Below are 20,589 nucleotides of genomic sequence, written 5' to 3'. Positions count from 1 at the left end.
ACAAAAAATGCTCAAGCGAGCTTAGCATTTTTTCCTATTGAAGTATTTTATTCGTGACCACGGAAGGATTAGATAGCCTAAAATAGCTGCATTCTGCAAATACAACTACCAGTCTTTCCAAGACTAATGTCTAAAAAAAAGACAAAACCCAAACAAGCTAGCTTGATGGGTTTTGTCTTTCTCATCCACAGCGCAATGTGAGTGATTGTGACCACGGTAGGATTCAAACCTACGACCGCTGGAGCCGAAATCCAGTGCTCTATTCAGCTGAGCTACGTGGCCTTTTTTTTGATGAGACCTATCGACTATGCTCAAGGTGACACCAAGTTCCAAACTTTTAAATTAGGCCAATTTAGCCTTTACAATATTAGAGATGGTCTTCCCATCGGCTTGACCAGCCAATTTCTTATTTACAATACCCATTACCTTACCCATATCCTTCATTCCTTCTGCACCAACTGCGGCTATTGTCTTCATGACTTCTACTGTGATTTCTTCTTCAGATAATTGTGCTGGTAAAAATTGGCTTATTACCTCTGCTTGTGCCAATTCTGGTTCAGCCAAATCCTGTCTGTTTTGTTCAGCAAAAATGACAGCACTATCTTTACGTTGTTTGACCAATTTGGATAAGATTTTAACCTCTTCCTCTTCTGTTAAACCATCGTTAGACGCTGACGCTGTTTGAGCTAATAAAATTTCAGACTTTACAGCTCGCAAAGCTGCTAAAGCCGTTTGATCCTTCTCTTTCATAGCTGCTTTCATCGCAGTCATTACCTCATCTTGTAAACTCATTATCTATTCAATTTTATTAGGATGCGAAGATACTAAAAATCTGAGGTTGATTTCAGATTTATATATTAGAAAATATTTCTACAAAAAGCCCAAAAAGCTGAGGTAGGCTTTTTGGGCTTGACAAGGTGTTACTCACAATGACTTAAATTTGCTATTAATCTACGTTATCGTGTAAAAACGAATTATTACTTCTTAATTGAATATCATCATTGTCATCTGTACCGACGGACATTCTTGAAGCATTAGTTTCTGAGGAATGTTGTGCATCCTCTAAATTTACACCTTGTCTTTTGTAAGCAGGCTCTTTTTCTATTTCGTCTATTTTTGCTGTATTGAATTTATAATTGAAATCTTTCATCTTACGTCTGCGCTCGTCTGCACGTGCTATCAACATCTCAGAGATTGGACTATTCATAGGATCAATTTCTTCTTGAAGTTGCGGCTCTTCTTCTTGAACAGGAAGCACTTTCTTTTCGAAAACAACTTCTTCTTTAACTTCGGTCTTTTCAGACTTTGTATTTATTGAAGATTCAAATGTTTCAAAATCATCCAAAGCATAGCGTTTTTCGCCTTCTTTGTTGACTTCCGTAACAGCAATAATTTCAACAGGCTCATTGACGTTTAAATCCTTCACGTCTTCATCTAAACTGAAAAAAAGTTTTTCTTCTTTTGATTCCTGTTCATCCTTAACTTCTGCTTTATTGGTCAATGGCAAATCAAATGTTAGCGTGATTTGCTCTTCCTCTTGTTCTGACTCTTCAATGACTTCGGCCTTATTTATAGGCGTAATAATAAATTCTTCGGTCTCCTCTTTCTTATCTAAAACCTCGTCATAAACCACATTCATATTTTTTAAAAAATCTGAAGTTTTGATTAAGTCCATGCCATTATTCTTGTTTTTTGGCTTTGGCTCCTCCTCAACATCTTCGATTAAAGTGTGACGCACAATGGGTGTCTCCTTTTTCTTTTCTAAAGTGATATCCGGTGTGATAATCGCTGGATCCTTTACTATTTTATCTTCAGCATCCTCCAGTGCATGAATAACCTTTTTAGTTTCGGTATTTGAAATTTCGTTTTGCTGATCGATATCAAAACCCGTCGCGATGATTGTGACAGAAATAGACTCTTCTAAACTTTCGTCTTCTCCTACACCCATAATAATGTTGGCACCGTGACCAGCTTCGTTTTGAATATGGTCATTGATTTCACCGATTTCATCAATGGTGATTTCCTGAGAACCTGAAACGATTAGCAACAGTACATTTTTGGCTCCAGTTATTTTATTATCATTTAATAATGGAGAATCCAAAGCTTTCATGATTGCTTCCTGAGCTCTGGTTTGACCAGATGCCGCAGCAGAACCCATGATTGCCGTACCACTATTGCTCAATACAGTTTTTGCATCACGTAAATCAATGTTTTGTGTATAATGATGCGTTATAACTTCTGCAATACCTCTTGAAGCTGTAGACAATACTTCATCAGCTTTTGAGAACCCGGCCTTAAATCCAAGATTACCGTAAACCTCACGTAGTTTGTTATTATTGATTACCACCAACGAATCTACATGCATACGTAATTTTTCAATCCCTTTCTGTGCTTGTTCGTTTCGCATTTTGCCTTCAAATTGAAACGGCATTGTTACGATACCAACGGTAAGAATATCCAATTCCTTGGCCATTTTCGCGATGATTGGCGCAGCACCTGTACCTGTACCACCACCCATACCAGCAGTGATAAATACCATTTTAGTATTGGTATCTAACATTCTGCGTATATCTTCTAAACTTTCTACAGCTGCTTCTTCACCAACATCTGGATTGGCACCTGCACCTAAACCTTCTGTTAAAGCAACACCAAGTTGAATTTTATTAGGAACACCACTATTTTGAAGTGCTTGTGCGTCCGTGTTACATATTACAAAATCGACACCTTTTATGCCTTGTTGAAACATGTGATTTATAGCGTTGCTACCGCCACCTCCTACGCCAATAACTTTAATGACGTTAGATTGATGCTTTGGCAAATCGAAGGATATATTTCCAAATTCATTGTTGTTGCTCATATTTTCTGATTTTGGGATTTTATGTTTTAATTAATTAATGTCTTGTTTTTATCATTCAGCGTTGTCCAAAAATTCTTTGACACGCTCAGTTAGCTTGTCCAAGAACGAACGACGCTCTTTTTTCGGTGGCCCAACAACCGTTTCATTTTCTGCTTGTACTGACTCTATACTTTCATTTTCGACTTCATTTTCCACTTCAAGCTCTTCTGCTTTTTTACGGTCATGACGCTTTAGTCCGTCCATGACTAAACCAACCGCTGTTGCAAATAATGGACTTGCTATATCATCATCACTATCACCTGCCAAATGCTCGTTTGGATAACCTATTCTAGTATCCATTCCTGTGATGTATTCCACCAATTGTTTTAAATGCTTTAATTGACTACCACCACCAGTTAATACAATGCCTGCAATCAATTTTTTCTTTTGCTCTTCGTGCCCGTAGTTTTTTATTTCGACATAAACTTGTTCAACTATTTCTACTACTCTAGCATGAATAATTTTTGATAGATTTTTTAACGTGATTTCCTTTGGCTCTCTTCCTCGCAGTCCTGGTATGGATACAATCTCATTGTCTTTATTTTCTCCAGGCCATGCAGAACCGAATTTTATTTTTAATAGTTCGGCTTGCTTTTCGATAATGGAACAACCTTCTTTGATGTCTTCCGTAATGACATTTCCACCAAAAGGAATCACAGCCGTATGCCTGATGATACCATCTTTAAAAACTGCCAAATCTGTTGTGCCTCCACCGATATCAATCAACGCGACACCTGCTTCTTTCTCTTCTCTGCTCAATACTGCATTTGCAGAAGCCAAAGGTTCAAGGGTAATACCTTCTAATTGTAATCCCGAACTTTTAACGCATCGCCCAATATTTCTTATGGATGAAACTTGCCCTACCACAACGTGAAAATTAGCCTCCAATCTTCCTCCATACATGCCAATTGGCTCTTTAATTTCAGCCTGACCATCGACCTTAAATTCCTGTGGTAAAACATGAATAATTTCTTCACCGGGAAGCATCACCAATTTATGCACTTGGTTAATTAAGCGATCAATATCTGCTTCATCTATAACCAATTCTGAATTGGCTCTTGTAATGTAATCGCTATGTTGCAAACTGCGTATGTGCTGGCCTGCAATACCTACGGTAACATCCTCTATTTTCTCGGATGCTGAAGCCTCTGCCTCTTGAACGGCTTGTTGTATAGACTGAATGGTCTGGGTGATATTGTTGACCACACCACGATGCACACCCATACTTTTGGATTTTCCTATACCCAAAATCTCGACTTTACCATATTCATTTTTGCGACCGATCATGGCCACAATTTTTGTAGTTCCTATATCTAAACCTACCGCTATGTTATGCTGTTCCATACTTCACTTTTTGGTGCATATAACTTGTTTATCAAATTTTAGATTCACCTTTTTGTAAGTATCTAAAATTTTGTCTTTCAATCCTTTTTGATAAAAGGCCTTGAAATTATTTATCTTTTTTTCGAGCTGATTTAATGTTCCTAAATGAACTATAAAATCGTTCTGCCTGATTCTAAAATCAATGGTGTTATCGTCGTTTTGACGAATTTCAATGACATGTTTTTTTAAGAATTCGTCCTCATCCACCGCTTTTGCAAATTGGTATACTATATCGAGGTTGCTTTTCTTAACATTACCAGTAACGAGTGGTACTCTTGCAGAATAATTAGGTGACAAAGGCATCACTGAACCTTCATCATCTACATAATATGATGCATTTGCATGGACTCGTGCAATAGGTCTTTTTTGTTCAATTTCAGCGGAAAGCTCTGCGTTTACTGACATAAACACTTCTGCTTTCTTAATCATTGGATGAGATTTTAGGGCAATCTCCAATTCGTTCAAATCTATAATTTCTTTAGGCTGTTCCGCAACTGTCCTTTGATTTTGTATTAACAATTTACTAACAGTGGTTTCTGTGATAAACAAGTTATTTTCGCCCATAAAATTAATTTGAGGATTTTGGACTTTTCTAGTTCTATTTCTGTCGGCTGAAAACGCATAAAGAAACCCCACTAAAAGGACTAAACCAGTGATTTTTATATAGTTATAATTAATTTTCAACTTTAAAGGCTTGTTTAATATGTTTTACTTCCTCACCAATATCTCCAGCTCCAATAGTTAAAATTATTTGAGCATCGGAATTTTTTATTTCATTAATCAATTCTGATTTTTTTATCAACTTTTTATTTAAATTCTGAATTTTATTTAATAATTTTTTTGAAGTTATACCAGTAATCGGAAGTTCCCTAGCTGGGTAAATATCCAGCAATAAAATCTCATCAAATTTTGAGAGACTTTGCGCAAATTCAGTCATAAAATCTCGAGTTCTGCTGAATAAATGGGGTTGAAAGACAGCCAAAACTTTCTTGCCAGGATACATTTCCCTTACGGCCTGGTGCACTGCATTAATCTCTTCGGGATGATGTGCATAGTCATCAATAAATACCAAATCATCTGTTTTAATCTGGTAGGAAAAACGTCGTTTTACACCTTTGTAAGATGCTAATGCCTCAGCGAGCTGTTTAATAGGGCAACCATATTCTACAGCCATCGCTAAGGCTATTATTGCATTAGACAAATTATGTCTTCCAGGTAGGTTAAATTCTAAACTTTTACAGGTTTCGTCAGGTGTTATAAAATCAAACACATAACTCCCGTTTTCTATTTTAATGTTTTTCGCACTGTAATCTGAATCGTCCTCAATACCATAAGTGATTCCACTTAGCGGCAATCCGTTCTTCACAAAAAGTTTACCGTTGGGCTTGATACATTTCACAAAATCCTGAAACGATTTTATCAGTTCTGAAGCATCTCCATAAATATCCAAATGATCTGCATCCATTGAGGTGATGCATGCCAAATCTGGTGAAAGCGTTAAAAACGACCGATCAAATTCATCGGCTTCAACTACGCTCACTTCAGTGCCATTGAGAATAAGATTGGAATTATAGTTCTCACTGATGCCTCCTAAAAACGCAGTAACCGGTACATTGCATTCCTTCAATAAATGTCCTAAAATACTAGTTGTGGTCGTTTTACCATGCGTACCTGCAACAGCCAAGCATATAGTCTGCTTGGTAATTTCTCCTAAAACTTCTGAGCGTTTTAAAATATTAAAACCGTTATGCTTAAAATAATTTAATTCTGAATGATTTTTTGGAATCGCAGGTGTATAAACAATGGTTGTTTGTTCAGAATTCAAAAAAGACTTTGGAACATACTCGATGGCATCTTTAAAATGAATATCAACACCCAATTTATCAAGAACATTTGTAATATCTGAAGGAGTTTTGTCATATCCAGCAACCTGCTTTCCGTTTGCCACAAAATAGCGTGCAAGGGCACTCATACCGATGCCTCCAATACCTATAAAATAGATGTTATTTACACTCTTTAGTTTCATTCTATTTTCAACAGTTTTATGACCTCATCTACGATCTCATTGGTTGCGTTTACCAATGCCAACTCTTTAATGTTTTTACTTAGTTTTTTGCGTTTGTCTTGATTATTTATCAATTCTGAAAATTCCTGTTCAAAATCTGTTTCTAAATCTGTTTCTCTAATTAAAACCGCAGCTCTTTTATCAGATACTGCTTTTGCATTTTTGGTCTGGTGGTCTTCTGCCACATTTGGCGACGGAATAAAAATGACCGGCTTACCCACAATACATAATTCCGAAACCGAAATAGCTCCAGCTCTTGAAATAATTACATCTGCAGCAGCATAGGCCATATCCATATTATTTAAAAATGCATGAACCTGCACATGTTTAACATCATTATATTGTTTGTATTGTTGACAATACAATTTGCCACATTGCCATATGACTTGAACATTCAGACTTTCAAATAAATCAATATGTTGCTCAATTAATTCGTTAATACGTCTGGCACCCAAACTTCCTCCCAATACCAAAAGCGTATGTTTTTTATGGATTAAATTAAATGCATTTTTACCTTCAATTTCCTGACCGCTAACCTGCAATAATTCTTTTCTAATTGGATTTCCTGTTAGTTTTATTTTTTCTTTTGGAAAGAATTTTTCCAAACCCTCATAGGCAACACATATGGTATTCACCTTCTTGCCCAATAGTTTATTGGTTATGCCCGGATACGAGTTCTGTTCTTGTATTAAACTTGGAACACCTCGAGTAACAGCAGCCTGTAGTAATGGACCACTTGCAAAGCCACCAGTTCCTATAGCCACATTTGGTTTAAACGATTTCACAATTTTGCGGGAACGCATTAAGCTTGTCATTAATTTAAATGGGAACGCCAAGTTTCTCAACGTCAATTTTCTCTGTATTCCCGAAATCCACAATCCTTCTATTTTATAACCTGCTTGCGGCACTTTATCCATTTCCATGCGATCTGCCGCTCCAACAAATAAAAATTCTGCATTAGGGTAACGTGTTTTTAATTCGTTAGCAATAGCGATTGCAGGATAGATATGGCCGCCCGTACCGCCTCCCGAAAGTATGAATTTGTATGTTTTTTCTTTATTCAATGTTAAATCGTTTCGCTTAAAATATCCAACGGATTATCACCCTCAAATGCTTCTTTTCTTTTTATTTCTTCTCGTTTTGCACTGACGCTTAGTATGATACCAATGGCTAGGCAGGTCATCCAAATAGAAGTTCCTCCGCTACTTATCAATGGTAAAGTTTGTCCTGTTACTGGAAACAATTCCACAGCAACCGCCATATTTATCAAGGCCTGAAACACGATTGGTAAACCAACTCCCAACACCAATAATTTTCCAAAGATGGTATCTGATTTTTGCGACACAATCACTATTCTGAATAATAACCACGAGTACATTATGAGCAAAAATAGTCCACCTAACAAGCCGTATTCCTCGATAATTATTGCGAAAATAAAATCCGACGACGACTGTGGTAAAAAGTTCTTCTGAACACTTTTACCGGGACCAACACCTTTAATTCCGCCAGATGCTATGGCAATTTTTGCTTTTTCTATTTGGTAGTCCGCTTCAGTATCTGCTCCGTTTGAAAAATTTTCAATCCTGCTCATCCAAGTGTCCACACGATTGGGCATAGCGTCAGGAAATGCTTTAGCCACCAAAATAAAAAACGTCAATGCTGCTAAACCTGTTCCAATAATTATAACAAGATATTTTAATGGATATCCACCAATAAACGACAGCATCATTACCATTGTGAAGACAATTGCCGTTGTCGAAAAATTAGCTGGTAAAATCAAAATTAAAACTAGAAATACTGGCACCCACAATGGCAAGACAGTTTCTTTGAAAGTAACTTCTTTCTCTTTTATTTTTGAAAGGTATCGCGCTACATAAACCATTAAAACCACAGCAGCCAAAGTCGAAGTTTGAAACGAAACACCTACAACAGGAATCTGAATCCAACGACTCGCATTAGCACCATCGATTGTTGTGCCCTGAAGCATTGTTATGAGCAAAAGCACCAAAACTAGAGGGATCATTATCATGGACAAACCCCGAAAATATTTATAAGGAACTTTGTGAATACCATAGATTATTGCAAAACCAAGTGCCAAGTGCATAAAATGTTTCACAAAAAAGGAGAACGTACTTCCTCCATTGATATTAACTAAATTACTAGCAGCACTATATACAGGCAAAAATGAAAATATAGCCAATAGTGTGGCTATGGCCCAAATGGCTTTGTCTCCTTTAATATGTGAAAAAATATTTTGCATTTTCTATTTTTCCATTCTTGCGAAAGCAAGAACCTATTTAAATCTTTGTGCAGAGTGGATTCCTGCTTTCGCAGGAAAACAGCATCCTATAAATTCCTTACCGCATTTTTAAATTGTCGTCCTCTATCCTCATAATTTTCAAACAGATCGAAACTTGCACAGGCTGGCGATAACAAAACGTTGTCTCCAGCTTCGGCAACTTTATAAGCGATTTTAACCGCCTCACTCATATATTGTGTTTCTATGATGACATCTACCATGTTTCCGAAAGATTCCATGAGTTTCTTGTTGTCTACACCCAAACAGATAATTGCCTTGACTTTTTCGTTCACAAACTGGTACAATTCTTTGTAATCGTTTCCTTTATCTTCTCCACCAACAATCCAAACCGTTGGCGCATCCATACTTTCCAAAGCAAAATATGTGGCATTCACATTCGTTGCCTTAGAATCGTTGATATACTGTACTTTGTTGATTTTAAGTACGTGCTCCAAACGATGCTCTACCCCTTGAAAATTTTCTAAACTTTCGCGTATGGTCTGTTTTCTGATTTTAAGTAAATGCGCAACAGTCGATGCTGCCATAGCATTCTTAATGTTGTGTTTTCCTTCTAATGTGATATTTTCTGTTGGCATAATTATATGGTTATTATCTATTGTTATTATTATTTTATTATTGTCGTAATAGGCTCCTCCCTCAATTTTTCTTGTTAATGAAAAAGGAATTTTTTTAGATTGAATTTGATGGGTTTTAAGCCATGCTGAAATCACTTCGTCGTCTGCATCATAGATGAAATAATCATCTTCCGTCTGATTTTCTGTTATCCTGAATTTTGAAGCGATATAATTTTCAAACTTATAATCGTATCGGTCCAAATGGTCTGGTGTGATATTGGTCAGTACTGCAATTTTTGGTTTAAAGTCAATGATGTCATCCAATTGAAAACTACTGATCTCCAATACGTAAGTCTCATGATTCTTTTGTAAAATTTGCTTTGCGAAACTGTCACCAATATTTCCCGCCAACCCAACATCTAATTCTTGTTTCAGAAGATGATGCGTCAACGTCGCTGTTGTGGTTTTACCATTACTACCTGTAATTGCTACCAAAGTTGCGTCGGTAAATTTTGATGCAAATTCAATTTCCGAAACCACTTTTATCCCAGCTTCTCGGATTTGTTTTACCAAAGCCACTTTATCTGGAATTCCAGGACTTTTCATGACAATGTCAGCCTTAAGAATTATTGATTCTGTATGCTGTTCATCTTCAAATTCAATCTCATTATTTAAAAGAACGTCTTTGTATTTATCCTTAATTTTTCCCTTATCCGAGACAAAGACCTCGTAGCCTTTTGCTTTTCCCAAGAGTGCTGTTCCAACTCCGCTTTCGCCACCTCCTAATATGACCAGCCTTCCTTTCTTCATTTTTTTCATTCCTGCGAAAGCAGGAATCTATTTCTTTATTAATTTCTCTTTGGATTCCTACCTTCGCAGGAATCACAAACACTATCTAATTTTTAATGTCACTATAGATATAATCGCCAGCAAAATCCCTATGATCCAAAAGCGTGTAACGATTTTACTTTCGTGGTAGCCTGACTTTTGATAATGGTGGTGCAATGGCGACATTTTAAAAATGCGCCTTCCCTCACCAAACTTCTTCCTCGTGTATTTGAAATAACTCACCTGCATTACCACAGAAAGGTTCTCCGCCAGAAAGATGCCACACAGCACTGGAATCAACCATTCTTTTCTTACCGCAATGGCAATCACTGCGATAATACCACCTATAGTTAAACTTCCTGTATCTCCCATAAAAACTTGAGCTGGATAGGTGTTGTACCATAAAAAACCAATAAGCGCACCAACAAAAGCGGTGATGTAAATTGTGATTTCCTCCACTCTTGGGATATACATAATATCCAAGTATTTTGAAAAGATGATGTTACCTGAGACCCATGCAAAAATTCCTAAAGTCAGAACAATTATAGCTGAACTTCCTGCGGCAAGCCCATCAATGCCGTCTGTAAGATTTGCCCCATTTGATACTGCCGTTATTATAAAAATGCTTACCAAAATAAAAATGATCCATGCATATTTTTCTAACTCTGGACTGATCCAAGTGATTAAGTCTGAATAGTCAAACTCATTATTCTTTACAAATGGAATAGTTGTTTTGGTTGATTTCTCTTCAACATCAAATAGTTTTGCAGGCGGCAAATCCGGATTTTCAGCTAATAAAGTACGCTGCTCTTGGATTGGTAATTCTTCTTTAATTGTCACATCATTATGAAAGAATAATGTTACTCCGACTATGATACCAAGACCTATTTGACCCAATACTTTAAACTTTCCTTTTAACCCTTCCTTATCGTTCTTAAATTTTTTGATGTAATCGTCAATAAAACCGATGGCTCCCATCCACAGTGTGGTCACGATTAAAAGAATGACATATACATTTTCAAGCTTAGCCAACAATACTACTGGAATTAAGGTTGCTAAAATGATAATAATACCACCCATAGTTGGTGTCCCAGCTTTTTCAACTTGACCTTCTAATCCTAAATCCCTGATAGTCTCACCTACTTGCTTGGCCTGTAAATACCTAATGATTCGCTTACCGAAAATGGTAGAAATCAACAAAGACAGAATCATAGCAACAGCAGCTCTGAACGTCAAAAATCCGAATAGCGAAGCGCCAGGAAATTGAAACTGTTTTTCTAGATATTCAAATAGGTAATAGAGCATTATTTATATTTAAGATTCTTGATTTATGATTTACGATTTTTGGCTCGCATTGTTTTTATTGATGCTACGACTATTGCCAGTAGCTCATTCCGTTCCTTATGCAAACGCTTTATTTCTTGGGGTTCTTTATCACTTACCTGAAGTAACAGCTCCAAGAAATACATGCTTTCATCGGTCTCCTCCTCAACAATTTTTAGCTTATTGATAAAATCAGCATCAGATTTTGCACGACATGCAGCTCTATAGTTTGCTCCAACCGAACTTGAACATCTTATCAATTGATTGCAAAAGGCATTGTATTCTCTCGACAAAGGAAATTTTGCACATAAGCACCAGCAATCTGCTGCATATTTCTGAGTTCTATTTTTTAATTGTTGTTTCAATTTTAATTCGTAATTCTAAAATCGTGATTCTAGATTCTTTCTATTTCTTTAATTGTTTTAAAAACTCCTGAACAATTTTGTAATCATCAAAATCAAAGCGTTCTCCTTTTATTTCCTGATAGGTTTCATGACCTTTTCCAGCGATTAAAATGATGTCGCTAGCCTTTGCCATTTGACATGCCGTTTTTATCGCCTGTTTCCTATCGGTTATTGATAATGTTTTTTTAAAATTTTGTGGCTCTACCCCTTTTTCCATGTCTTCAATGATAGTTTCTGGGGTTTCACTTCGTGGATTGTCACTTGTAAATATGGCCTTTGTACTTAAAGCCGAAGCGATATGCGCCATCTTTGGACGTTTGGTTTTATCTCTATCTCCACCGCAGCCAACAACTGTAATCAATTCTTCGTTTTTTGTTCGAATGCTATTGATGGTTTCCAACACATTCTTAAGTGCATCTGGTGTGTGGGCATAATCTACAATTGCAGTAATTTTCTCATCAGAAATTAAATATTGAAAGCGTCCACTAACGTTTTCAAGCTCACTAATAAGTCTTAAAGTTTCATCTTTTTCTAAGCCCAGCAATTCAGCTGTTCCATAAATAGCAAGAATGTTGTATGCGTTGAAACTTCCTATTAATCGTGTCCATAATTCACTTTCATTTACCTTTAAAAGCAAACCGCTGAATTCATTTTCTAGAATTTGAGCACGATAATCGGCGTAGTTTTTTAATGCATAGGTATATTTTTTTGCCTGTGTGTTCTGAAGCATTACCAAACCGTTTTTGTCATCTATATTTGATAATGCAAAAGCATGCTGAGGCAGATTGTCAAAAAATGATTTCTTGACATCCCGATATTCGGCAAAGGTTTCATGATAGTCCAAATGGTCATGGGACAGGTTTGTAAAAATTCCACCTTTAAAATCGAGACCTTCTGTTCTGCTTTGGTGAATTCCATGTGAACTCACCTCCATAAAGCAGTATTCCACACCCTCTTCATTCATTAATTTTAGATACTTATTCAAAGTCAATGAATCTGGAGTGGTATGGGTGGCCTTAAATTCTTTATTATCTACCATAATTTTCACGGTAGACAACAATCCGACTTTATAGCCTGCTTTTTTAAACAATTGATATAGCAAACTAGAAACCGTTGTTTTACCGTTTGTACCTGTAACTCCAACCAACTTTAAGTTTTGTGATGGATACTCAAAAAAGTTGGCTGCCATGTGTGCCAATGCTTGACTAGAATTTGTCACTTTCACATACGTAACACCATCCTTAAGTTGCTTTGGGAGTTTTTCGCAGATTACAGCAATAGCTCCGTTTTCAATCGTTTGTTCTATGAATTTGTGCCCATCGTTTATTGTACCGGAAATAGCCACAAAGACATCATTAGATTCGATTTTACGTGAATCAAATTCAACTTTATTCACCTCAATACTCGTACTGCCGACGACTGCATTGATAGTAACCTTGTACAATATGTCTTTTAAAACCATCATGACGCGTCTAAAACTATGGTTTGGTTTGGCTGTAATTTTTGCAGCTTGTTAATAGACTGTTTTTTTATAATCCCACTACCGTTGAGCTTCACTTTTACATCGATCTGCAAGTTCTCTAGCAATGCGATTGCATCCATTGCAGGCATACCGATGACACTTGGCATAAGTGTTTTGTACTTGCGTGACATGGTGTAGAAATTCTCGAATTCCTTATTGACCACATTGTTGTTAAAATTCAAACTATCCACCTCATCTATAATTGGTGTGTCTGTATAAATTTTTTGTGCGATTCTTTTAAAAACCGGACCAGAAACGTCCGCTCCATAATAGCCAACTTTTGTACTTGGCTTGTGAATTACTACAATACAAGAGTATTTTGGTTGATCTGCAGGAAAATAGCCTGCAAAAGACGAAATGTATTTTCTGTCTTTATTCCATTCTTCTGCATTTGCATAATCGGTTCTTGCCGTTCCTGTTTTGCCAGCCATTGAAAACACTTCGGAATACATGCGCTCACCTGTACCTCTAATAATGATGTTTTTGAGCATATCTCGCATTTCTGCCAAAACCTTGTCACTGCATATTTTTTCGACTAACACCTCTTTGTTAAACACTTCTATGTCTTTATCAAAAGATTTTACGGCTTTGATAAACCTTGGTTTGATTAGTTCTCCTTTATTGGCGATAGCATTATAGAATGCCAAAGTCTGTAAAGGAGTCATAGTCAAGTTGTAACCATAAGCCATAGATGGCAATGCGTTTCTACTCCAATTGGATGCTCCAGGCTCTGGAATATCCGGAATCCCCTCACCAACTATGGAAACTCCAAGTGGCTTATTTAGTTTCCATTGTTTTAGTCGTTTTAGAAATTTTTCAGGGTTATCAGAATAGTGATCATCCACTATGGTGGCTAATCCAATATTAGACGAAACTTCCAACGTTCTTGCTGCAGAAATTTTACCATATCCACCACGATGCGAATCGCTAATGGTACGTCCGTAGAAATATTTAGTCCCTTTTTTCGTATCAATTATAGTAGACGTATCAATCACTTTATCTTCTAGCGCAGCCATCATTGCCATAACCTTAAAGGTGGAACCAGGCTCATGGCTTTCGCCTACGGCATAATTCAATCTTTCGTAATATTTTCCTGCCTTATTTCTACCAAGATTAGATATAGCTTTAATTTCGCCCGTTTTTACATCCATTACCACTACACAACCGTGTTCTGCTTCGTATTCCTCTAATTGTCCCAAAAGCGAATGATGGGCTATATCCTGAATATTAACATCAATTGTGGTGTATACGTCGTAACCATCTTGTGGCTCAATTTGATTATAATCTGCAATTGGTTTCCATTGTCCGTTTCCTATTTTTTGCTTTAGACGTTTTCCTTTTTGTCCTCTTAGGTAATCTTCGCCAAAGGCCCCGTCAATACCAGCTCGAGTTACGTTACCATCTTCATCAAAACGCTCATAACCGATGGATCTTGAGGCTATACCTCCCATAGGGTGTTCTCTTCTTGTATTTTGCTCCACAATAAGCCCTCCTTTGATAGCGCCTAAATTGAGTAAAGGGAAATTTCTCAACCTCACATAATCAGAGTAACTGATATTTCTTGCTAACAAAAAATACCTGTTTTTGTTTTTTCTTGCTTTACGAATAACATTTACATAATATGATTTAGGCTTACCTCTGTATTTGCCAAGAGAATCTGCCAAAGCATTAATATGGGCTTCAAAAACCTTGTTTTTTGGTTGAATGGCATCAATCCTTATATCATATTTGGGAATTGAGGTTGCCAACAAACTACCATCAGCAGAATACACATTACCGCGATTTGGCTCAATTTCGAAATCTTTTACAGTTCTTTTTTCGGCTAGGTCACGGTACTTGTCTCCCTGTACAAATTGAATTGTACATAACTTAAACACCACAGCCATAGCAAACACAAACATGCAGCCTGCCACGAAGTACAATCTGTTTAATATGTTGGTCTCTGTTGTTGCCAAAGCTTAATTCTGTATTGATGATTTAACTTTAATTTTAGTGGGTGGAATTTCTGAAATCTGAACACCCTTATCCGCCATTTTTTTTATGATGGATGACTCCATTTTTAATCGCATTAGTTTTGATCTTCCATCTACAAAGGCAGAACGCATTTCTTTGACTTCATTTGTAAGTCTTGCAATCTCGTGTACTTTTTTGTCTGCGCTATGCGAACTTGCAATCATGATAATTGCTAAGACCGAAACAAAAATGATGATGCGCCAATTTTTAAACGAATCATCACTGATTAGAAATTTACCACGCAATATGCTGTAAATACTCTTTTTCATAATTTCTCAGCTACCCTCAACTTTGCACTTCTCGCTCTGTTGTTTTGTTTTACTTCATTATGGGATGGCACAATTAATTTTCCTACTTTTCTCAATGGCACTTCAAAATTTCCAAAAACATCACGTTCGGGCTCTCCCTCAAACAATCCGTTTCTGATAAATCTTTTCACCAATCTGTCTTCCAAAGAATGGTAAGAAATGAAACTTAACCTGCCCCCTTTTTTCAAAATTTCTGGCGTTTGCAGCAACAGCTCTTTTAAGGCTTCAATTTCTTGATTAACCTCTATTCTGATGGCTTGATAAATTTGCGCCAGCACTTTATTTTCCTTTTTATGATTTAAAAACTGCTTAAGTACTGTTTTTAATTGTTCGCTTGTCTTTATTTCAGTTTTATTTCTTTCAGAAACTATAACTCTTGCCATGGCAGGTGCTTGGCGTAATTCTCCATACTGCATTAACACATCTCTCAATTGCTCTTCAGAATATTTATTAATTACCTCAAAAGCCGAAAGCTTACTGTCTTGATTCATTCTCATGTCCAGGTCAGCTTCGAAACGTGTTGAAAATCCGCGCTCTGCTACATCAAATTGATGGGATGAAACTCCAAAATCTGCCAAAACACCATCTACCTCCTTCACTCCATAAAACCTCAAGAACCGTTTGATGAATCTAAAATTCTCATTAATCAACACAAACCGGTCGTCTTCAATTTTATTTTTTAGCGCATCCTTATCTTGATCAAATGCATAGAGTTTACCATTGGGACCAAGCCTAGAAAGTATTTCCCTACTGTGTCCACCACCTCCAAACGTGACATCCACATAGACGCCTGTTGGATCTATATTGAGACCGTCGACGGTTTCCTTGAGTAGTACTGCATTATGATATTCCATTGTCGTCATCATCTTGTCCCATTACTTCTTCTGCCAAATCCGCAAAATCAGAAGCTGCATCATCTATAGCTCGTTCGTATTTATCCTTATCCCAAATTTCTAAAATATTAACTGCCGAAGCCAAAACCACTTGTTTCGAAATTCCTGAAAAAGCAATTAAATCTTTTGGAATCAACAATCTACCTGCATTATCAACCTCGACAATTTTTACTCCAGCCGTGAATCTTCTTATAAAATCGTTGTTCTTTTTCTTAAATCGATTGAGCTTATTCACTTTTTGCATCATGGCATTCCACTCTGCCATTGGGTATAATTCCAGACATGGCTGAAACACGGCTCGTTTTAAAACAAAACCGTCTTGCAATGCTACCGACAACTGTTTTTTGAGACCAGCAGGTATCATTAACCTTCCTTTGGCATCAGCTTTACACTCGTATGTACCTATAAATGAATTCAAAAGATTTCGCTTACCACTTTAACGATTATGATTCAAATATATTGAAAAAAACACCACTTTTTACCACATTCTCCCACTTTTGTTGATAAGTTTTGACCCGAATATCTATTTTGGACCATTTCAAATTTCCTGATGCTAGCGATAGTAATCAATCGAGCTAAAAATTTTATTTTAAAATGATGTGTAAAGCTTGTTAAAAACATTTTCGCAATTTTAAATGTTGATAAATGGTCGTTTAATTTATATTCTAAAGGATTTAGTTATATTTGTTTTTAACACTCAAGCACTAATCCGTACATGGCACACCTTTTAAAGAAAGAAAAGGATTTTAGATATATTGAAGTAGGTGAAGGCACACCAATTATTGTACTGCATGGATTAATGGGCGGCCTCAGTAATTTTGATGCAGTCACTAACCATTTTAGCTCTAACGGCTACAAGGTTATTATTCCAGAACTCCCAATTTACACTATGTCACTGCTTAAAACTAACGTTAAGAGTTTTGCCAATTATTTAAAAAAATTCATAGAGTTTAAAGATCTTGATGAAGTTATTCTATTAGGCAATTCATTAGGTGGGCATATTGGTCTTTATCACACAAAATTATATCCAGAAAAAGTAAAAGCATTAATCATTACAGGCAGCTCAGGACTTTACGAAAGCGCCATGGGAGGAGGTTACACTAAGCGCAGTGATTATGAGGTTATCAAGAAAAAAGCACAAGATGTATTTTATGATCCAGACGTGGCAACTAAAGAAATTGTGGATGAAGTTTACGAAACAGTAAATGACAGGAATAAACTGGTAAAAACATTAGCTATTGCTAAAAGTGCAATTAGACACAATATGGCTAAAGACCTGCCAAATATGAAAACACCAGTTTGTATTATTTGGGGTAAAAATGATAATGTGACTCCACCAGAAGTTGCCGAGGAGTTTCACGAACTATTACCAGATTCTGAACTTTTTTGGATTGATAAATGTGGCCATGCTGCTATGATGGAACATCCTGAAGAATTTAATACAATTTTGAATGGTTGGCTTGATAAACGTGGAATGTAAAGGCTACAAATATTGAATTTATAAGCTTCTAATAAGCACCTCATTGATAAAAATTATCTCTTAAAGAGACGGAGTCGCGCAAAATATTTTCATTAATTCTTTGATGAAGCACCGCGTCAATTCGAATAAAGTTTAATTTAAAAAAGATTCTTTCTTTCGTACGAAGTAACATGAAAATAAAATCAGCCGAATTTGTAGTCAGTAATTCTGAAGTGGCAAAATGCCCCAAAAACGACTTACCCGAATATGCCTTTATCGGCAGAAGTAATGTTGGCAAATCGTCTTTAATAAACATGCTAACAGATAGAAAAAGTTTAGCAAAAACTTCAGGACGACCTGGAAAAACTCAACTTATTAATCATTTTATAATCAACGACAATTGGTATTTAGTAGATTTACCAGGTTATGGTTATGCTCGTGTTTCAAAAACATCAAAAAAGAAGTTTCAGAAATTTATTACTAATTATTTTGAAAAGCGACAACAGCTTATCTCAGCTTTTGTGCTGGTCGATATCCGACACAAACCTCAACCTATTGATTTGGAATTTATGCAATATTTGGGCGAAAACAGCATCCCATTTGGCATTATCTTCACCAAAGCCGACAAGCTTAAACCTATTGCTATTGAGCGCCATGTTAAAGATTATTGTGATAAGCTATTGAAATGGTGGGAAGAATTACCTCCTTATTTTGTGACATCGTCTTCTAAAGGCATTGGACAAGATGAAGTTCTGGACTTTATAGAAGCTACGAATAATGAGATTGAGGAATTGAAAAACCGCAAATGATTTCAAAATGTTTAAAATCAAATTATTGATCAGTTTAATGATTTTTCTATTTTTATCATTATTTGTTTTTTCTCAACAACGCATATATTTTGATGAAAAAGGCGATACTATTAGTGAGAGATATGCCCAAAACAAATTGAGAGATAAGGAATTAGGCCTGGTAAGATGGGATTCCTTAGGTGATAATAAAAAACGCTATATTTTTTTAAAGAAAAGTCTATATCAAAGAGGAAGTTTTTACTATAAATCTATAAAAGAAGAACTTGAAAAAATCACGTCGCAGAAAATTCCCGATACCAATTCAATAATTCTAGAATACTATTATAAAGGTGATTTATGTTCCTCAAGCAGGGATGATAAATGGACTGCTTTTGAAATAAATGATAGAAAAGAATTTTTAAATCCTATTAAATTACAACTCGAACAACAGGGAATCACTTTCATCTGCTTGTTCGAAAATGGAATGAAGTTAAGAAATCGACGCCATAGAATAGATGAATATTTCTATATGGATCGTAATAATTATTTCAGAGATAAATTATTTAGAACTCAAACATTATGTGGTTCTTTTGCCGCTATTAAACCTAATGGCGAAACATTGATAAGAAATGGCGAATATAGAGCAGATTACATGGCCATACATCTAGATCCTGAAAAATGGACATTATTTTTTAAAGAAGACGAATAATTATCCTTTCACATCCAAAGCATCACGCAAACTGTTACCAACCAACATAAATGCCATTACCAAAAGCATAATACAAATTCCCGGTATTAAAGCCAAATAAGGTTTGCCCAGAATAATATAATTATAATGGTCTTTTATCATTGCTCCCCAACTTGCCATTGGCGGTTGTGCTCCAATACCCAAGAAACTCAATCCGCTTTCTATTAGAATTGCGGCTGCAAAATTCGCTGCTGAAATAACGATTAATGGCCCAAAAATATTAGGCAATATATGCTTAGTAATAATTCTGTAATCACTATAACCCAAAGCTCTAGCCGCAGTAACATACTGCATTTCTTTTGCGCTAATTATTTGTCCGCGTACAACACGAGCTACCTCCACCCACATCGTTAAACCTACAGCGATAAAAACCTGCCAAAATCCTTTCCCCAAAGCCAATGTAATGGCTATAACCAATAAAAGAGTTGGTATTGACCATGTAACGTTAATGATCCACATGATAATAACATCAACTTTTCCGCCGTAATAACCTGCCAAACTACCCATTAAAAGCCCAACAATTAATGAGATAAAAACAGCAACAAACCCTATAAAGAATGAAATACGAGAGCCAATCAAAATTCGGCTTAAATAATCCCTTCCATATTTGTCTGTGCCAAAAAGGAAGGTTCTATTTTCAATATGATCTTTATAATTATTATTTTCAAAACGATCGAGGTCTATCTGCTTCTCTAATCCCTGCAAACCGTCTGAGGCATACTCGGTGTAAGTTAGAGTATTACCTGTGACTTTATAAGACGTAATTGGTATTTCGGTATCCGTATTTTGTGAGCCAAAGAACAGTTTAGAAACTAACGATTGGTCTACCGCAATATTGGAAGGAATAGTGAGCATCTGCACTTCGAAACCAGGTGGCTTAGAATGAATTGACAAATGCATTTGATTGGCATTCTTAGAGGCATCTGGTGCAAAAACATATGCAAATATTGAAATAACACCAATTAGAGCAATCAATCCCAAACTAAAAACGCCCCAAAAGTTTTTTTTGAACTTTTGAAGCGCTAATCTTGTTAATGAATTATTTTGGTTTGCCATTCTGCCTTAATATTTCAAAATCTAACTAT

19 protein-coding genes and 1 tRNA gene are annotated in these 20,589 nt (G+C 36.2%); 3 read left to right on the top strand and 17 right to left on the bottom strand.

The features are described from left to right. Positions 1–208 precede the first annotated feature (208 nt). From HM983_RS02420 to mraZ, 16 genes are all read right to left on the bottom strand, one after another. Positions 209–282, bottom strand: a tRNA-Arg gene (locus tag HM983_RS02420). A gap of 60 nt (positions 283–342) precedes the next feature. Further along, positions 343–792 carry a GatB/YqeY domain-containing protein gene (locus HM983_RS02415; protein WP_179343762.1) on the bottom strand — a complete coding sequence of 150 codons (450 nt, stop codon included), beginning with the start codon at positions 790–792 and terminating at the stop codon, positions 343–345. 154 nt (positions 793–946) lie between these two features. Next, the gene (ftsZ, locus tag HM983_RS02410; protein WP_179343760.1) at positions 947–2,857 is read right to left on the bottom strand and encodes a cell division protein FtsZ; all 1,911 of its coding nucleotides are present in this window, start codon (positions 2,855–2,857) and stop codon (positions 947–949) included. Positions 2,858–2,908: 51 nt separating this feature from the next. Continuing rightward, entirely contained in the window at positions 2,909–4,240 is a 1,332-nt protein-coding gene (gene ftsA, locus HM983_RS02405) for a cell division protein FtsA (RefSeq protein WP_179343758.1), read from the bottom strand. A gap of 3 nt (positions 4,241–4,243) precedes the next feature. Further along, the gene (locus HM983_RS02400; protein WP_317166934.1) at positions 4,244–4,843 is read right to left on the bottom strand and encodes a cell division protein FtsQ/DivIB; all 600 of its coding nucleotides are present in this window, start codon (positions 4,841–4,843) and stop codon (positions 4,244–4,246) included. A 109-nt stretch (positions 4,844–4,952) separates the two neighbouring features. Further along, a complete protein-coding gene (murC, locus tag HM983_RS02395; protein ID WP_179343754.1) occupies positions 4,953–6,305 on the bottom strand; it encodes a UDP-N-acetylmuramate--L-alanine ligase in 1,353 nt (450 codons plus the stop codon). After that, a complete protein-coding gene (gene murG, locus HM983_RS02390) occupies positions 6,302–7,408 on the bottom strand; it encodes an undecaprenyldiphospho-muramoylpentapeptide beta-N-acetylglucosaminyltransferase (protein WP_179343752.1) in 1,107 nt (368 codons plus the stop codon). Before murG ends, murC begins: the two co-directional genes overlap by 4 nt. 2 nt (positions 7,409–7,410) lie before the next feature. Then, entirely contained in the window at positions 7,411–8,604 is a 1,194-nt protein-coding gene (locus HM983_RS02385) for an FtsW/RodA/SpoVE family cell cycle protein (RefSeq protein ID WP_179343750.1), read from the bottom strand. A gap of 86 nt (positions 8,605–8,690) precedes the next feature. Then, the gene (gene murD, locus HM983_RS02380) at positions 8,691–10,028 is read right to left on the bottom strand and encodes a UDP-N-acetylmuramoyl-L-alanine--D-glutamate ligase (RefSeq protein WP_179343748.1); all 1,338 of its coding nucleotides are present in this window, start codon (positions 10,026–10,028) and stop codon (positions 8,691–8,693) included. Between the two features lie 81 nt (positions 10,029–10,109). Beyond that, a complete protein-coding gene (gene mraY / locus HM983_RS02375) occupies positions 10,110–11,351 on the bottom strand; it encodes a phospho-N-acetylmuramoyl-pentapeptide-transferase (protein WP_179343746.1) in 1,242 nt (413 codons plus the stop codon). 23 nt (positions 11,352–11,374) lie between these two features. Continuing rightward, the gene (locus tag HM983_RS02370) at positions 11,375–11,734 is read right to left on the bottom strand and encodes a four helix bundle protein (protein ID WP_179343745.1); all 360 of its coding nucleotides are present in this window, start codon (positions 11,732–11,734) and stop codon (positions 11,375–11,377) included. Positions 11,735–11,774: 40 nt separating this feature from the next. Then, positions 11,775–13,238, bottom strand: coding sequence for a UDP-N-acetylmuramoyl-L-alanyl-D-glutamate--2,6-diaminopimelate ligase (locus HM983_RS02365; protein ID WP_179343744.1), 1,464 nt, complete (start codon positions 13,236–13,238; stop codon positions 11,775–11,777). Next, positions 13,235–15,196 (bottom strand): penicillin-binding protein, encoded by a 1,962-nt coding sequence (locus HM983_RS02360; protein ID WP_179344078.1) that lies wholly within the window; start codon positions 15,194–15,196, stop codon positions 13,235–13,237. Before HM983_RS02360 ends, HM983_RS02365 begins: the two co-directional genes overlap by 4 nt. Positions 15,197–15,253: 57 nt before the next feature. Beyond that, entirely contained in the window at positions 15,254–15,577 is a 324-nt protein-coding gene (locus tag HM983_RS02355) for an FtsL-like putative cell division protein (RefSeq protein WP_179343742.1), read from the bottom strand. Beyond that, the gene (rsmH, locus tag HM983_RS02350) at positions 15,574–16,470 is read right to left on the bottom strand and encodes a 16S rRNA (cytosine(1402)-N(4))-methyltransferase RsmH (RefSeq protein ID WP_179344077.1); all 897 of its coding nucleotides are present in this window, start codon (positions 16,468–16,470) and stop codon (positions 15,574–15,576) included. The genes HM983_RS02355 and rsmH overlap by 4 nt, the downstream gene beginning before the upstream one ends. Further along, entirely contained in the window at positions 16,457–16,927 is a 471-nt protein-coding gene (gene mraZ / locus HM983_RS02345) for a division/cell wall cluster transcriptional repressor MraZ (protein ID WP_179343741.1), read from the bottom strand. The genes rsmH and mraZ overlap by 14 nt, the downstream gene beginning before the upstream one ends. A 297-nt stretch (positions 16,928–17,224) precedes the next feature. Here mraZ and HM983_RS02340 point away from each other — a divergent pair, with 297 nt between their 5' ends. The 3 genes from HM983_RS02340 to HM983_RS02330 all read left to right on the top strand — a co-directional run bounded on the left by HM983_RS02340 (position 17,225) and on the right by HM983_RS02330 (position 19,465). Next, positions 17,225–17,989, top strand: coding sequence for an alpha/beta fold hydrolase (locus HM983_RS02340; RefSeq protein WP_179343740.1), 765 nt, complete (start codon positions 17,225–17,227; stop codon positions 17,987–17,989). A gap of 170 nt (positions 17,990–18,159) precedes the next feature. Beyond that, on the top strand, positions 18,160–18,777 hold the full coding sequence (gene yihA / locus HM983_RS02335; protein ID WP_179343738.1) for a ribosome biogenesis GTP-binding protein YihA/YsxC: 618 nt from the start codon (positions 18,160–18,162) through the stop codon (positions 18,775–18,777). A 7-nt stretch (positions 18,778–18,784) separates the two neighbouring features. Further along, positions 18,785–19,465 (top strand): hypothetical protein, encoded by a 681-nt coding sequence (locus HM983_RS02330; protein ID WP_179343736.1) that lies wholly within the window; start codon positions 18,785–18,787, stop codon positions 19,463–19,465. Here HM983_RS02330 and HM983_RS02325 read toward each other — a convergent pair whose 3' ends face one another. Next, positions 19,466–20,560, bottom strand: coding sequence for an ABC transporter permease (locus HM983_RS02325; RefSeq protein ID WP_179343734.1), 1,095 nt, complete (start codon positions 20,558–20,560; stop codon positions 19,466–19,468). Positions 20,561–20,589: the final 29 nt, after the last annotated feature.

The sequence above is a fragment of the Winogradskyella ursingii genome (assembly GCF_013403975.1).
Lineage (GTDB): Bacteria > Bacteroidota > Bacteroidia > Flavobacteriales > Flavobacteriaceae > Winogradskyella > Winogradskyella ursingii.
The sequence above is the reverse complement of the archived record's forward strand: the minus strand, read 5'-3'. Positions and strand labels throughout refer to the sequence as shown.